We start from the raw sequence: 14,292 nt of genomic DNA, 5'->3' as shown, positions 1-14,292 counted from the left end.
TAATTGTAGAGGCAAACATGGCTATATCTTTTGACAATGCACTAGGCATCCACCAGCACACGGTGGGCGTACGTGAGCGCAATGCAGAGGTGATTTCCACCAACATCGCACAAGCAAACACGCCTGGTTACAAAGCAAGAGGTTTAGACTTTGCGAAGGAATTGCAAGCGGCAACATCTGGGGCAAGCATTGGTCTTAGTCGCACAGATGGTCGGCATATTCCTGCCACTACAACGTTGGTTGGGGACAAGTTATATCGTCTTCCTACGCAACCAGATACGGGAGATGGCAACACGGTAGACTTGGATTTAGAGCGTAACTTGTTTATGCAAAACCAAATCAGACACCAAGCATCACTCGACTTTCTAGGCAGCAAATTCAAGAACTTAACCAAAGCAATCAAAGGGGAATAATTTAGATGAGCTTATTTAACGTTTTCAATGTGACAGGTTCCGCAATGAGCGCTGAATCCGTTCGTCTGAATACTACCTCAAGCAACTTGGCGAACGCCGACAGTGTCAGCAGCTCTGCGAAAGACACTTACAAAGCGCGTCATGCCGTGTTTGGTGCAGAGTTAAGTAACGCCATGCGTGGCGGTGATACGGTGCCAGTGAAAGTGATGGGTATTGTAGAAAGTGATAAACCGCTGAGTGCGGAGTACAACCCAGACCATCCCCTTGCAAACGAAGAAGGCTACATTTACAAGCCTAACGTCAATGTAATGGAAGAAATGGCAAACATGATTTCAGCTTCTCGTGCATACCAAACTAATGTACAGGTCGCTGATTCTAGTAAACAAATGCTGCTGCGTACGCTGCAGATGGGTCAATAAGGATAAGGGGGTAGCGTATGGCCGGAATTAACAACGTTGGTCAAAGCGGCTTGTCCTATATCGACCAGCTTAAAAGTCTACAAGAGAGTAACAAGAAAGCGGAAGAGAGCACGGGTAAGCAGGACCTAAAACAGGAAGACTTCTTATCATTGCTCACGAAGCAACTGTCTCAGCAAGACCCTTTTAAGCCGGTAAGTAATGACCAGATGATTGCGCAAATGGCTTCATTTGCGACCGTTGATGGCATTGGCAAGATGAACACTCAGTTTGAGAGTTTGAATTCGTCAATGACATCAAATCAAGCGTTACAAGCTTCCTCTTTGGTAGGGCGTGACGTATTGGTCCCAGGAGCAGCAGGTGTGAAGCAGGACGACGCACCAATGGCGGCAATGGTTAAGCTTTCACAATCTATCGATAATCTGTTTGTTCGTGTAGAGGATGAAGCTGGCCAACTGGTTCGTACCTTTGAGGTAGGGGCGAAACCAGCCGGCGACACGCGTGTGCTTTGGGACGGTAAAGATGAAAGCGGAAATCCACTGCCAGCTGGCAAATACAAAGTGAAAGCGTCTGGCTTAGTTGAGGGGGAGTCGCAAGAGTTCCCAGTATCGACGTATGCCAACGTAAACAGCGTATTGCTTGGCAAAGGTGACGGAAACGTATTACTCAATCTGGCTGGTTTTGAATCGCCAGTTCGACTTGCAGAAGTATTGGAAGTCGGCAAAGCGTAGTCATAGCTCGCTAGATTAGGAGATTTTGGAATGTCATATGTATCTTTAAGCGGTTTGTCCGCCGCCCAACTGGATTTGAACACCACCAGTAACAACATTGCGAACGCCAACACGTACGGCTTTAAAGAGTCCCGTGCTGAGTTTGCTGATGTCTACTCTAACTCTTTATTTACTAACGCAAAAACCACACCGGGTGGTGGTGCGCAAGCAAGCCAAGTGGCACAGCAGTTCCATGAAGGCTCTAGCATTTACACCAACAACCCAATGGATTTGCGTGTTTCGGGGACAGGTTTTTTCGCTGTAGCGAAAGAGCGTCTAACTCCACAACAGAATGAACTGACACGTAATGGTGCATTTCACTTAAATAAAGAAAACTACATGGTGACCGCGAACGATGAGTTCTTATTAGGTTACCAAGTGGACCCAAGCTCTGGTGAGGTTTCTTCATACGAGCCACAACCCATCAATATTCCTGCTGAATTTGGTAAGCCAAAACAAACAGCAAACATTGAAGTGGGTGTGAACTTGCCAGCGAACGGCGATTTGAAAGATCCAACGCAGTTTGATTTTTCAGACCCAGATACATACAACCGTTCAACCTCTTCGACAATTTATGACTCGATGGGTCAGTCTTACAAGCTAACGACGTATTACTTGAAAGATCAGACTCAGCCAAATACATGGAACACTTACTACACCGTGACAGATAAAGAAGGTGAAAAGCCTTTAAATGTTGCGGCTGGTGATGCGCAAACGCCAACAGGTCATGTGGGGCATACCATGAAGTTCAACAACGATGGTACGTTGGCGAGCTTGAACAATGGTCAGCCAATCACTTCTGTGGCTCTGGGTGATCCGGCGACGAACACGATACCAGTCGATATGAATGGTGCCGATCCTGCGCAGACGCTTAACTTCGGCTTAGGCTCAGCAACACAGTTTGCGGCTCCGTTCGAACTGACTAAGTTTGACGAAGACGGTGCAACAACGGGCTTCCTAACCAAAGTTGACTTCGATGAAAACGGCAGCGTATTGGGAACTTACTCAAACGGTGAAAACGTTACATTGGGTCGTGTTGCTCTCGTACGTGTTCCAAACGAGCAAGGTCTGGATAAGAAAGGCGGCACTCAATGGGATTCAACGCAGTTCTCTGGTGACAAGATCTGGGGTGAATCAAATAAAGGCTCTTTCGGCACCATCAACAACGGTATGCTAGAGCAATCAAACATTGATATGACTCAGGAGTTGGTGGACCTGATCTCTGCTCAGCGTAACTTCCAAGCAAACTCACGTTCGCTAGAAGTACACAACCAACTACAACAGAATATCTTACAGATCCGCTAGAGCACTAGCTGGGTCATTCGATACTCTGCTTGAGTAAGCAATGGCGTGTGATTGCTTCTTAGTAATTACCGCTTTGTTCATTTTCATCATGACATTCATCTGATGCTTAGCCTGAATACACCTCACTCAGGCTAAGCATGCTTTGATCTACGATTTGCCGCTGTTGCCGCCGTATGGATCAAAACCTTGCCTCTCGTTACAGTTTTCTGCCTCTATTGACCTCTTTTCATTGTTGGTTCTTAATCCAAAGTATTGATTTATAAGTCTATTTTTGTTTTGGCATAACTATTGCTTTTACTCCGTGTACAGAGAGATTTTTTGGAGTAATTTATGGATCGCGCACTGTTTCTCGCAATGAGTGGGGCCAAGCAAAATATGCAGGCACTACAATTGCGCGCTAATAACTTGGCTAACGTAAGCACGACCGGATTTCGGGCTGATTTAGCACAGGCTCGCTCAATGCAGGCTTATGGTGAAGGCCATCCTTCACGTGTGTTCAGCATGACAGAGCGTCCAGGGCATAACTTTGCTCAAGGTAGCGTGATTACAACAGGGCGTGATCTGGATGTGACGATTGAAGGCAGCGGCTGGATATCGGTACTCGATCACACAGGGAAAGAAGGGTTGACCCGTAACGGCAACCTAAAAGTCGATCAAAATGGCATGCTTACCAACGCAAGTGGTCATTTGGTGCTGGGTGAAAACGATGCGCCGATTACTTTGCCTATTCCTCTCTCCAAAATTGAAATCGGTCGGGATGGCACCATCTCTGTGCTTCCTCAAGGTGCCCCGGCAGAAGAATTCCAAGCGGTTGATCGCATTAAGCTTGTTAAGCCTAATGACCAAAGCTTGTTTAAAGACACCAATGGCTTATTTCGCCATAAAACTCCAAACCAACCTTACGAAGCAGACGCGACTGTTAGCCTCCAGACGGGAGCGATAGAAGGCAGTAACGTGAATGCCGTAGGTGAAATGACCGCATTGATTGACTTACAACGTCAGTTTGAAATGCAAGTCAAGATGATGAGCACAGCTGAAGAAATGGATAAATCTTCAGATTCACTGCTTCGTATGAGTTAACAGAGTTAGAGGTTCACTATGCATCCAGCACTATGGGTAAGTAAAACAGGTCTAGACGCCCAACAAACCAACATTGCCACGATTTCGAACAACTTGGCGAACGCTTCTACTGTCGGCTACAAAAAGAGCCGTGCAGTATTCGAAGATTTGTTCTATCAGAACATCAACCAGCCTGGCGGCCAGTCATCTCAGAACACGGAACTGCCAAGTGGCTTGATGTTAGGTGCGGGTTCTAAAGTAGTTGCGACGCAAAAAGTGCACACGCACGGCAATGCACAGACAACGACCAACGCACTGGACATGATGGTGGAAGGCGACGGTTTTTTCCAAGTGACATTGCCGGACGGCAACATCGGTTATACCCGTAACGGTCAGTTCACGCTAAATGGTGAAGGCACGTTAGTCACGTCGGGTTCTGGCTACCCTGTAGAACCTGAAATTGTGATTCCAGAAGATGCGATTTCTATCACTGTCGGTACGGATGGTGAAGTATCGGTTCGCGTCCGTGGTCAGCAAGACAACCAAGTCGTTGGTCAGCTAACCATTACAGACTTTGTTAACCCAGGTGGCCTAGAGCCAATTGGCCAGAACCTTTACTTACCAACGGGTGCCAGTGGCGATCCACAAGAAGGTGTTCCTGGTTTGGACGGTTTGGGTGAAATCCGTCAATCCATGCTGGAAGCGTCCAACGTGAATGTAACGGAAGAGTTGGTCAACATGATCGAAGCCCAGCGCGTTTACGAAATGAACTCAAAAGTGATCTCGTCAGTCGATAAAATGATGAGCTTCGTTAACCAGCAATTGTAACGATTAAGAGCAAGATTTGAGGAGCTCACGATGAAACGTATTTGCCTACTCGCTTTGATTGCTACGATGTCGGGCTGTGCCATGTTGGAACCGATTGAAACGGATGAAGTGACACAAGCAACCACTGTGGTCGACGCAGTAGAAGGCGATAAATCGAAAGAAGAGAGCAGCGGTATTGTAGATACTTTACGTGGTAGAAGCGATCCGGTTGCTGGCGATCCTGCTTGGGCTCCAATTCATCCGAAAAACAAACCTGAGCATTATGCTGCTGCAACAGGTTCGTTGTTTAGCGCCGAGCACATTACCGATCTATACGACGATTCTAAACCACGTGGTATTGGCGATATTATTACCGTAACACTGGATGAGACAACCAGTGCGACGAAAAGCGCAAATGCCGATTTATCGAAAACCAATGAAGCGCAAATGGACCCGCTTCAAGTGGGCGGAGAAGAGCTGCAAATTGGCGGAAAATATAATTTCTCTTATGACTTAAACAACTCCAACTCATTTGCAGGTGACTCTTCTGCAAAGCAGAGCAACAGCATCAGTGGTTACATTACTGTTGAGGTGATTGAAGTACTGGCAAACGGCAACCTCGTGATCCGCGGTGAGAAGTGGATGACGCTAAATACAGGTGATGAGTACATACGTTTAAGTGGCACTATTCGTCCGGATGATATTAATTTCGACAACACCATTGCATCAAATCGCGTTTCTAACGCAAGAATTCAGTACTCTGGCACTGGTTTGCAACAAGATATGCAAGAGCCAGGCTTCTTGGCACGATTCTTTAATGTAGCGCTATAACACGCCCTGCTGACGGCAATTTGACTGCAAGAGATAAGTAAGCATGAAAAAACTCCTTTTAGTACTGATGAGCGTTGCTCTGTTTTCTACCGTAGCCCAAGCCGCACGTATCAAAGACGTCGCGCAAGTGGCAGGTGTACGAAGCAACCAACTCGTGGGTTATGGTTTGGTTTCAGGCTTACCTGGTACGGGTGAAGCGAACCCGTTTACAGAGCAAAGTTTCGCCGCCATGCTGCAAAACTTCGGCATTCAGATGCCGCCGGGCACAAAGCCAAAAATTAAAAACGTTGCCGCAGTCATGGTTACGGCAGAATTGCCGCCTTTCTCTAAACCGGGTCAGCAAGTGGACGTGACAGTCTCTTCCATCGGAAGTGCTAAAAGTTTGCGTGGTGGTACGCTACTACAAACGTTCCTCAAAGGTCTCGACGGTCAAGTTTACGCGGTTGCTCAAGGTAACTTAGTAGTGAGCGGCTTCAGTGCTGAAGGCGCTGACGGTTCTAAAATCGTAGGTAACAATCCAACCGTTGGTCTTATCTCTAGTGGTGCGACAGTAGAGCGAGAAATTCCAAACCCATTTGGTCGTGGTGATTACATCACGTTCAACTTGCTTGAGTCAGACTTCACAACGGCTCAACGTATGGCGGATGCTGTAAACAACTTCCTTGGCCCACAAATGGCGAGCGCTGTTGACGCGACATCAGTGCGCGTGCGTGCTCCTCGTGACGTCAGCCAGCGTGTTGCGTTCTTATCGGCAATCGAAAACCTAGAGTTCGACCCAGCAGATGGTGCAGCCAAAATCATCGTTAACTCTCGCACGGGCACCATCGTAGTTGGTAAGCATGTGCGTCTTAAACCAGCAGCAGTAACGCACGGCGGCATGACGGTTGCGATCAAAGAAAACCTGAATGTTAGCCAGCCTAACGGCTTTTCTGGTGGGCAAACCGTAGTCGTACCAGACTCGGATATCGAAGTCAGCGAAGAGCAAGGCAAAATGTTTAAGTTCGAACCAGGCTTAACGTTGGATGATTTGGTCCGTGCCGTGAACCAAGTCGGGGCTGCGCCTTCGGACTTGATGGCAATTTTACAAGCATTGAAGCAAGCTGGTGCCATTGAAGGCCAGTTGATCATCATTTAATGGTTAGGAGGTAGGTATAATGAACAATCCTAACGACATTGGTTTTATCCATGACATCAGTTCTCTGGATACTCTGCGTCAAAAAGCAGTGAAAGAGGGAAAAGATGGCGAGCAAGAAGCATTGCATGCGGCTGCTCGTCAGTTCGAATCGATCTTCACCTCCATGATGTTGAAATCCATGCGTGAAGCCAATGAGGGCTTTGAGTCCAACATGATGAACAGCCAAAACGAGAAGTTCTACCGACAAATGTTGGATGAACAGATGGCGAGTGAATTGAGTTCGTCTGGTTCAATGGGACTGGCCGATATGATTGTTAAGCAATTAACGGCTGGGCAAGGGAACGACAAAAAAGAAACGGCTATGCGTGATGCGGCAAACAATGCTGCGGAATATCGTCGTGTTGACCCGAAAAAAGCGCGCGAGATTGAACAGCGCTTGATTGAATCTGGTCAACTATCTCGACCAAGTAATGAACCCACTCGATTCGATTCACCAGAATCCTTTGTTAACTCGATGAAGCCATACGCGGAGAAAGCTGCGAAAGCCCTAGGTGTCGAGCCATCTTTGCTACTTGCGCAAGCCGCTTTGGAAACGGGGTGGGGACAAAAGGTCGTGAAGAACGCGCGTGGCAGCAGCAACAACCTATTTAATATCAAAGCAGATCGAAGCTGGCAGGGTGACAAAGTGACGACTCAAACTTTAGAGTTCCACGATAACACGCCAGTGAAAGAGACGGCAGCGTTTCGCTCCTACTCAAGTTACGAAGACAGCTTTAATGACTTTGTACGATTTTTGAATGACAACCCACGTTACGATACAGCATTGCAGAAACGCGGGAATTCAGAGTTGTTTATTCGCGGTATCCACAGTGCGGGTTACGCGACCGATCCGAATTACGCAGATAAAGTCCTGCAGGTGAAGGATAAAATCGAAAGTATGTAATGTCTCTGCGACAATTTATGACGTTCTCGAAGGCTTGCCATAGTGCAAGCCTTCACTTTATCTGAACATTTACGCCTTTCTATCACTTGGCACATCTTTTGCTTTTAATGTGTCTAGGTGATCGGTTTTGCCGATTTATATTTCGTTTTCGGGGGCATGTATGGCGTCAGATCTTCTGAATGTAGGTACTCAAAGTGTGCTTACTGCTCAGAGACAATTAAACACCACTGGTCATAACATTTCTAATGTTAATACAGAGGGTTATAGCCGTCAGTCTGTTATCCAAGGCACGAATGATCCGCGCATGTTTGGTGGTTCTACCTACGGCATGGGTGTGCATGTGGAAAATGTTCGCCGCTCGTGGGATCAGTTTGCCGTGAATGAACTGAACCTGTCGTCGACCAACAATGCCAACAAAACGGATACCCAAGACAATCTTGATATGCTCTCTAGCATGTTGAGCTCCGTAGCATCGAAGAAAATTCCCGAGAACCTGAATGAGTGGTTCGATGCGGTAAAAACCATGGCAGATACCCCGAACGATTTAGGGGCACGAAAAGTGGTATTGGAAAAGGCGAAAATCTTCTCTGATACATTAAATGATTTCCACGAAACCGTTCGACTGCAATCTGATGTCACCAATAAAAAATTGGATATGGGCATTGAGCGCGTTAACCAACTTGCGTTGGAAATTCGCGATATTCATCGACTGATGATGCGCACCCCCGGCCCACATAATGACCTAATGGATCAGCATGAAAAGCTGGTTACTGAGCTGTCAGAGTACACCAAAGTTACTGTAACCCCACGCAAAAATGCGGAAGGGTTTAATGTTCATATCGGCAATGGACACACACTTGTTTCTGGTACGGAAGCAAGCCAGCTCAAAATGATCGATGGCTATCCGGATGTTCATCAAAGACGATTAGCAATGGTGGAAGGGAATGGCATTAAAGCGATCAAGTCTGATGATATGGATGGCAAAATCGGCGCTTTACTTGAAATGCGCGACAAACACATCCCACAACTGCAAGATGAAATGGGCCGTTTAGCGACGGGTTTCTCCTACAAAATTAATCAGCTGCAATCTCAAGGTCTGGATCTCAACGGTAAGATAGGTAAAGACGTATTTACCGATGTGAACTCTGAGCTGGTGGCAAAATCTCGAGTTTTTGCTGCGCCTGACTCTCAAGCTGATGTTGCGGTTTACATCGAGGACATTTCCGCGATCAAAGGTGGTGAATATTCGCTGCGTTATGATGGCGACCAATACAGCGTGACAACACCGAAAGGTGAGCAAATGTCGTTGAACATCGACCGTTCGGATTCGTCGTTTGTTCTGGATGGTATGAAAGTGCAAATTGGTGAAGGCCTTGCCGCCGGTGAGCGCGTATTGCTCCGCCCAACGAGAACTGGTGCAGCCATCATAAAGATGGAAACCAATGATGCAAAAGCTATTGCCGCACAAAGTTATGAAGCCTCAACCACTTTTGCACAAGGTAACGCCAAGTTTAAAATTCGTGAGGCGGGGGATGTTAAAGAGTTTGAGGTTACCGTACAACCAGCCGACGAGAAGCATGATAAGCCGTGGTTAAAGATCACGGATAACAAGGGTAATTTACTATCGGACAAATACTCATACCCGTTAGATAAAGATAACCCGATGATTGAAATCTCAGTGCCGAAAAGTCATCCGCTGTATAAAAACGGCGATGCAACCGTGTTTGAGTTGAGCGAAGGCGCACTGATGAATGATAAATTCACCGCAAACTTGGTGCCTTCTGAAGGTGGTAACGGCAACTTGAGAAAAATGCAGAAGATCCAAACAGACAAGATGATGGATGGAAAATCCAGTACCTTGATCGATGTTTATCATAACCTCAATACCGAAGTTGGACTGAAGTCTTCTACAGCAAACCGTTTAGCCTCCGTCGCTCGTTTAGAGCATGAAGCGGCGCAAGAGCGCGTTGCTTCTATTTCTGGTGTTAACCTCGATGAAGAAGCGGCCAACATGATGAAGTTTCAACAAGCGTACATGGCTTCATCACGTGTGATGCAAGCGGCGAATGATACCTTCAATACCATTTTACAACTGAGGTAAGGAGAAGAGATAAGTGCTAACCCGAATTTCTAGTTTCCATAACTATCAGTCCGTACAAAATGATCTGCGTCGTCAAGAGAATAAGGTTCACCACAACCAAGAGCAACTTGCTTCAGGGAAAAAGTTACTGAAACCTAGTGACGACCCCCTCGCTGCGCATTACATCCAAAACATTAGTCAGCAACAAGAACAGCTACAACAATATCTTAGCTCGATAGTGTTGGTGCGTAATCGTCTAGAAAACCACGAAGTTAATATCGCCAATGCGGAGAATTTTGCCGACGAGTCGAAGCGCTTAACGATGGAGATGATTAACGGTGCGTTTTCTGCGGAAGACCGACAAGCAAAGAAGCGTGAGCTAGAAGAGATTGCGAACAACTTCCTTAACTTGGTGAACTCGCAAGATGAATCTGGTAACTACGTGTTTGCTGGCACTAAGCCAAAAAGCCAACCATTTTATCGCGATAAAGATGGTAGCGTGCAATACGCTGGGGACGATTATCAGCGCAAAATGAAAGTCTCCAGCATGCTTGAGATGCCAATGAACGATCCCGGCAGCAAGCTGTTTATGGAGATACCAAACCCATTTGGCGACTATCAGCCGAATTACGATCTACAAAACGGCTCTGAGCTGTTGCTAAACAAAGCTACTAACGTTGACGCTAAGGATGATGCGGCGTATCGCGTGACATTTGTCGATATGAATAACGGCAAATTTGGTTACCAATTAGAGCGTAACGGCAAAGTAGTGGATGCCGATGAGTTTTCACCAGAGAAAGGGATTGAATACAAAGGCCTGAAAGTGCACGTAAAAGGCCAAATTACGCCTGGTGACAGCATTGAGATCGAAAAGCGGGCAGAGTTCAGCATTTTCGATACCTTCAAGGATGCAATGGCATGGTCAGACAAATCGGTTTCGGATACGTCGGCGACCGCCAAATTGCACCAAATGACAGAAGAATTCCACGCTGCTTTTATCCATTTGAATAAAGCGCGTACAGATGCCGGTGCTCGATTGAGTACGCTGGATATCCAAGAGCAAAATCATGAAGACTTTAATTTGTCTCTGGCAAAAGCGAAGAGCAACTTTGAGGACTTGGATTACTCTAAAGCCGTGATCGAGTTCAGTGAAAACTCGCGAGCGTTACAGGCATCGCAACAAGCATTCGGTAAGACCAAAGATCTAACGTTGTTTAACTACATCTAGTATGACACTCATACACATTGTCTGATTTTGATGCCTTATGTGCAAAGCCTTAAGCGCGATAAGTCGACGTAACCTGAGAGTCTGAGATGTTATGCGGCACGATTTTACCCAAAGCGGCAATGATGCGGGAGGCAAGTCGGGCGGCAACAGGGCAGCGTTCAATACCCATGGGCTAAGATGAGTCTGACAAACCGGAAATAGCTTAATGATAAAGCTAACTTATTGTTTATTTGATTCTTTTAAAAGTAGTTAAATAATTTACTCAAGTTGGCACACAAATTGTATTGAAAATATCAGAACAGATTTAGAGATTCTAAACCCTGCGTTTAAGGCAGATTTAGCAAGTAACTTTTACGGTCAGTGCTTATCCAAATGAGAGTAAAGCTGGCCGCTTCGCAAAAGCTTGCGAACTCAACAGGAGAGCAAAATGGCTGTAACAGTTAGTACTAACGTCTCCGCGATGACCGCGCAGCGTTACCTAAACAAAGCGACTGATGAATTAAACACGTCGATGGAGCGCTTATCTTCAGGACATAAGATTAACAGTGCAAAAGATGATGCGGCAGGTCTACAGATCTCTAACCGCTTAACTGCACAGTCTCGTGGCCTAGATGTCGCAATGCGTAACGCGAACGATGGTATCTCGATTGCACAAACCGCTGAAGGTGCGATGAATGAGGCAACCTCTGTCATGCAACGAATGCGTGACCTTGCGATTCAATCATCGAATGGTACTAACTCTCCAGCTGAGCGTCAGGCGATCAACGAAGAGTCAATGGCATTGATTGACGAGCTAAACCGTATTGCAGAAACCACTTCATTTGGTGGTCGTCGTCTATTGAACGGCTCATTCGGTGAAGCAGCATTCCAGATTGGTGCGAGCTCAGGTGAAGCCATGATCATGGGACTCACCAGCATTCGTGCGGACGATACTCGCATGGGCGGTGTGACCTTCTTATCTGAGAACGGTAAAGATAAAAACTGGAGCGTTGACCCAGCTAAATCTGACTTGAAGATCACGCTACCAGGTATGGGTGAAGACGAAGACGGCAATGTTGATGATCTAGAAATCAACATTAATGCCAAAGCGGGCGACGACATCGAAGAGCTTGCCACTTACATTAATGGTCAGTCTGATATGATTAATGCGTCTGTAAGTGAAGATGGCAAGTTGCAAGTTTTTGTCGCGCATCCAAACGTTCAGGGTGAGATTTCTATTTCTGGTGGATTAGCATCTGAGCTTGGCCTGAGTGATGAACCTATCAGAACGTCAGTACAAGATATTGATATGACCACGGTACAAGGTTCTCAAAACGCGATTTCTGTGCTGGATTCGGCACTGAAATACGTAGACTCGCAACGTGCAGACTTAGGTGCGAAGCAAAACCGTCTGAGTCACAGCATCAACAACTTGGCAAACATCCAAGAAAACGTTGACGCATCGAACAGCCGAATTAAAGATACAGATTTTGCGAAAGAAACCACGCAAATGACCAAAGCACAAATTTTGCAACAAGCAGGTACATCGATTCTTGCTCAAGCGAAACAGTTGCCAAACTCTGCAATGTCACTATTGCAGTAGTTTACTTAGCCTGTACTCAATACATTCAGACGTGGATGGGAATGCAGGCTTTTGGCAAGCAGCTTTACAATAGAATGAGCGGCTCTCTCATCTCTCACCTGCCAATCATTTTCAATGTAAAGTTGCACTCGGTATGCCGGAAATGTGTTCATTTCTCTTGATCTCCACATAGGCTCTGGCGACCAACCTAGCCCCAGTTCTCTCAAAGGAAAAGGGGCTTTTTCTTTTCTAATCTTCACGTCTATCGTCTGCGAACTTACCTTTAATTGTTTCCTTTTGCTGATTTTCTATACAATTTAGCCCTCTCGGCTCGATTTGTGGAAACTTGAGCACTTTTTCTTACTTTTCTTCAATTTTATTAGCTAAATCTCGCAATGTTATTTTTTTAAACTTTTTTCTAAAGCTTCTGAATTTGGTGTCGTTAATAGAGGTAACTTTGAGAGAACTACTTGGTTTTCCGAGACGTCGGAAACCGCTACACCGGAAAATCAATTGGAGAAATCACCATGGCAGTGAATGTAAACACTAACGTATCAGCGATGACCGCTCAGCGTTACCTAAACAACGCAAACTCAGCTCAACAAACTTCTATGGAGCGTTTGTCTTCGGGTTTCAAAATCAACAGCGCAAAAGATGACGCTGCGGGTCTACAAATCTCGAACCGTTTGAACGTACAAAGCCGTGGTTTGGATGTAGCGGTTCGCAACGCGAACGACGGTATCTCGATTGCACAAACTGCTGAAGGTGCAATGAACGAGACCACTAACATTCTTCAACGTATGCGTGATTTGTCTCTACAATCAGCAAACGGTTCAAACTCGAAAGCAGAGCGCGTTGCGATTCAAGAAGAAGTGACCGCGCTAAACGACGAACTAAACCGTATCGCAGAAACCACTTCTTTCGGTGGTAACAAGCTACTAAACGGCACACACGGTGCGAAATCGTTCCAAATCGGTGCGGATAACGGTGAAGCAGTGATGCTTGAGCTAAAAGACATGCGCTCAGACAACAAAATGATGGGCGGTGTGAGCTACCAAGCTGAAAGTGGTAAAGGTAAAGACTGGAACGTTGCTGAAGGTAAGAACGACCTAAAAATCAACCTAACGGACAGCTACGGCCAAGAGCAAGAAATCAACATCAGCGCAAAGGCGGGTGACGATATCGAAGAGCTTGCGACTTACATTAACGGCCAAACTGACCTAGTGAAAGCCTCAGTAGACCAAGACGGTAAACTGCAAATCTTCGCTGGCAACAACAAAGTTGAGGGCGAGGTCGAGTTTTCAGGCGGTCTATCTGGTGAACTAGGCTTAGGCGAAGGCAAAAAAGTAACAGTAGATACTATCGACGTAACCTCAGTTGGTGGCGCACAAGAATCTGTTGCTATCATCGATGCGGCACTGAAATACGTAGACAGCCACCGCGCAGAGCTAGGTGCATTCCAGAACCGTTTCAACCACGCAATCAGCAACTTGGACAACATTAACGAGAACGTGAATGCGTCGAAGAGCCGTATCAAAGATACAGATTTCGCGAAAGAAACGACGGCAATGACCAAATCACAAATTCTATCGCAAGCGTCAAGCTCAATCCTTGCGCAAGCGAAACAAGCGCCTAACTCAGCGCTAAGTCTGCTAGGTTAATCAATTTAACAAAGCAAGAAACCAAAGCCAGGCTCATCCCTGGCTTTTTGCTTATTGGCTATAACGATTCAGATGTGTCCTGA

Annotated in this window: 13 protein-coding genes; all 13 read left to right on the top strand. The window is 46.2% G+C overall.

Annotated elements, in window-relative coordinates:
• Nucleotides 1-17: 17 nt before the first annotated feature.
• The 13 genes from flgB to NL626_RS03855 all read left to right on the top strand — a co-directional run bounded on the left by flgB (nt 18) and on the right by NL626_RS03855 (nt 14,209).
• Nucleotides 18-413 (top strand): flagellar basal body rod protein FlgB, encoded by a 396-nt coding sequence (gene flgB / locus NL626_RS03915; RefSeq protein ID WP_005382026.1) that lies wholly within the window; start codon nt 18-20, stop codon nt 411-413.
• 5 nt (nt 414-418) lie between these two features.
• Nucleotides 419-832, top strand: coding sequence for a flagellar basal body rod protein FlgC (gene flgC / locus NL626_RS03910; RefSeq protein ID WP_005393132.1), 414 nt, complete (start codon nt 419-421; stop codon nt 830-832).
• 17 nt (nt 833-849) lie between these two features.
• Complete coding sequence (flgD, locus tag NL626_RS03905) at nt 850-1,560, top strand: flagellar hook assembly protein FlgD (RefSeq protein ID WP_005382029.1); 711 nt, start codon at nt 850-852, stop codon at nt 1,558-1,560.
• A gap of 30 nt (nt 1,561-1,590) precedes the next feature.
• A complete protein-coding gene (flgE, locus tag NL626_RS03900; RefSeq protein ID WP_253657012.1) occupies nt 1,591-2,904 on the top strand; it encodes a flagellar hook protein FlgE in 1,314 nt (437 codons plus the stop codon).
• 330 nt (nt 2,905-3,234) lie between these two features.
• Nucleotides 3,235-3,984, top strand: coding sequence for a flagellar basal-body rod protein FlgF (gene flgF, locus NL626_RS03895; protein WP_005382031.1), 750 nt, complete (start codon nt 3,235-3,237; stop codon nt 3,982-3,984).
• Nucleotides 3,985-4,002: 18 nt separating this feature from the next.
• Complete coding sequence (gene flgG / locus NL626_RS03890; RefSeq protein ID WP_005382032.1) at nt 4,003-4,791, top strand: flagellar basal-body rod protein FlgG; 789 nt, start codon at nt 4,003-4,005, stop codon at nt 4,789-4,791.
• A gap of 30 nt (nt 4,792-4,821) precedes the next feature.
• Nucleotides 4,822-5,601: a flagellar basal body L-ring protein FlgH gene (gene flgH / locus NL626_RS03885; RefSeq protein WP_005382033.1), complete on the top strand. Its 780-nt coding sequence runs from the start codon at nt 4,822-4,824 to the stop codon at nt 5,599-5,601.
• A 43-nt stretch (nt 5,602-5,644) separates the two neighbouring features.
• A complete protein-coding gene (locus NL626_RS03880; protein ID WP_005393118.1) occupies nt 5,645-6,736 on the top strand; it encodes a flagellar basal body P-ring protein FlgI in 1,092 nt (363 codons plus the stop codon).
• Between the two features lie 16 nt (nt 6,737-6,752).
• Nucleotides 6,753-7,679, top strand: a complete 927-nt coding sequence (gene flgJ, locus NL626_RS03875) for a flagellar assembly peptidoglycan hydrolase FlgJ (RefSeq protein WP_253657049.1) — start codon at nt 6,753-6,755, stop codon at nt 7,677-7,679.
• 160 nt (nt 7,680-7,839) lie between these two features.
• Complete coding sequence (flgK, locus tag NL626_RS03870; RefSeq protein WP_253657011.1) at nt 7,840-9,780, top strand: flagellar hook-associated protein FlgK; 1,941 nt, start codon at nt 7,840-7,842, stop codon at nt 9,778-9,780.
• Between the two features lie 13 nt (nt 9,781-9,793).
• Nucleotides 9,794-10,987 (top strand): flagellar hook-associated protein FlgL, encoded by a 1,194-nt coding sequence (gene flgL, locus NL626_RS03865; protein ID WP_005382037.1) that lies wholly within the window; start codon nt 9,794-9,796, stop codon nt 10,985-10,987.
• A 427-nt stretch (nt 10,988-11,414) separates the two neighbouring features.
• Nucleotides 11,415-12,569 carry a flagellin gene (locus NL626_RS03860; RefSeq protein ID WP_005382038.1) on the top strand — a complete coding sequence of 385 codons (1,155 nt, stop codon included), beginning with the start codon at nt 11,415-11,417 and terminating at the stop codon, nt 12,567-12,569.
• A 506-nt stretch (nt 12,570-13,075) separates the two neighbouring features.
• Nucleotides 13,076-14,209, top strand: a complete 1,134-nt coding sequence (locus tag NL626_RS03855) for a flagellin (protein WP_005380447.1) — start codon at nt 13,076-13,078, stop codon at nt 14,207-14,209.
• The last annotated feature ends 83 nt before the right edge of the window (nt 14,210-14,292 follow it).

The organism is Vibrio sp. Y58_MX_L22 (genome assembly GCF_024181865.1).
In the GTDB taxonomy this organism is placed as follows: domain Bacteria; phylum Pseudomonadota; class Gammaproteobacteria; order Enterobacterales; family Vibrionaceae; genus Vibrio; species Vibrio alginolyticus.
Note: the sequence above shows the minus strand (reverse complement) of the source record. Positions and strands in the feature narration are given on the sequence as shown.

Excerpts from the sequence above, each read along its gene's own strand:
- NL626_RS03880 (WP_005393118.1), top strand. The coding sequence starts at position 5,645 with ATGAAAAAACTCCTTTTAGTACTGATGAGCGTTGCTCTGTTTTCTACC.
- flgD (WP_005382029.1), top strand. The coding sequence starts at position 850 with ATGGCCGGAATTAACAACGTTGGTCAAAGCGGCTTGTCCTATATCGAC.
- NL626_RS03855 (WP_005380447.1), top strand. The coding sequence starts at position 13,076 with ATGGCAGTGAATGTAAACACTAACGTATCAGCGATGACCGCTCAGCGT.
- flgG (WP_005382032.1), top strand. The coding sequence starts at position 4,003 with ATGCATCCAGCACTATGGGTAAGTAAAACAGGTCTAGACGCCCAACAA.
- NL626_RS03860 (WP_005382038.1), top strand. The coding sequence starts at position 11,415 with ATGGCTGTAACAGTTAGTACTAACGTCTCCGCGATGACCGCGCAGCGT.
- flgC (WP_005393132.1), top strand. The coding sequence starts at position 419 with ATGAGCTTATTTAACGTTTTCAATGTGACAGGTTCCGCAATGAGCGCT.
- flgE (WP_253657012.1), top strand. The coding sequence starts at position 1,591 with ATGTCATATGTATCTTTAAGCGGTTTGTCCGCCGCCCAACTGGATTTG.
- flgK (WP_253657011.1), top strand. The coding sequence starts at position 7,840 with ATGGCGTCAGATCTTCTGAATGTAGGTACTCAAAGTGTGCTTACTGCT.
- flgF (WP_005382031.1), top strand. The coding sequence starts at position 3,235 with ATGGATCGCGCACTGTTTCTCGCAATGAGTGGGGCCAAGCAAAATATG.
- flgH (WP_005382033.1), top strand. The coding sequence starts at position 4,822 with ATGAAACGTATTTGCCTACTCGCTTTGATTGCTACGATGTCGGGCTGT.
- flgB (WP_005382026.1), top strand. The coding sequence starts at position 18 with ATGGCTATATCTTTTGACAATGCACTAGGCATCCACCAGCACACGGTG.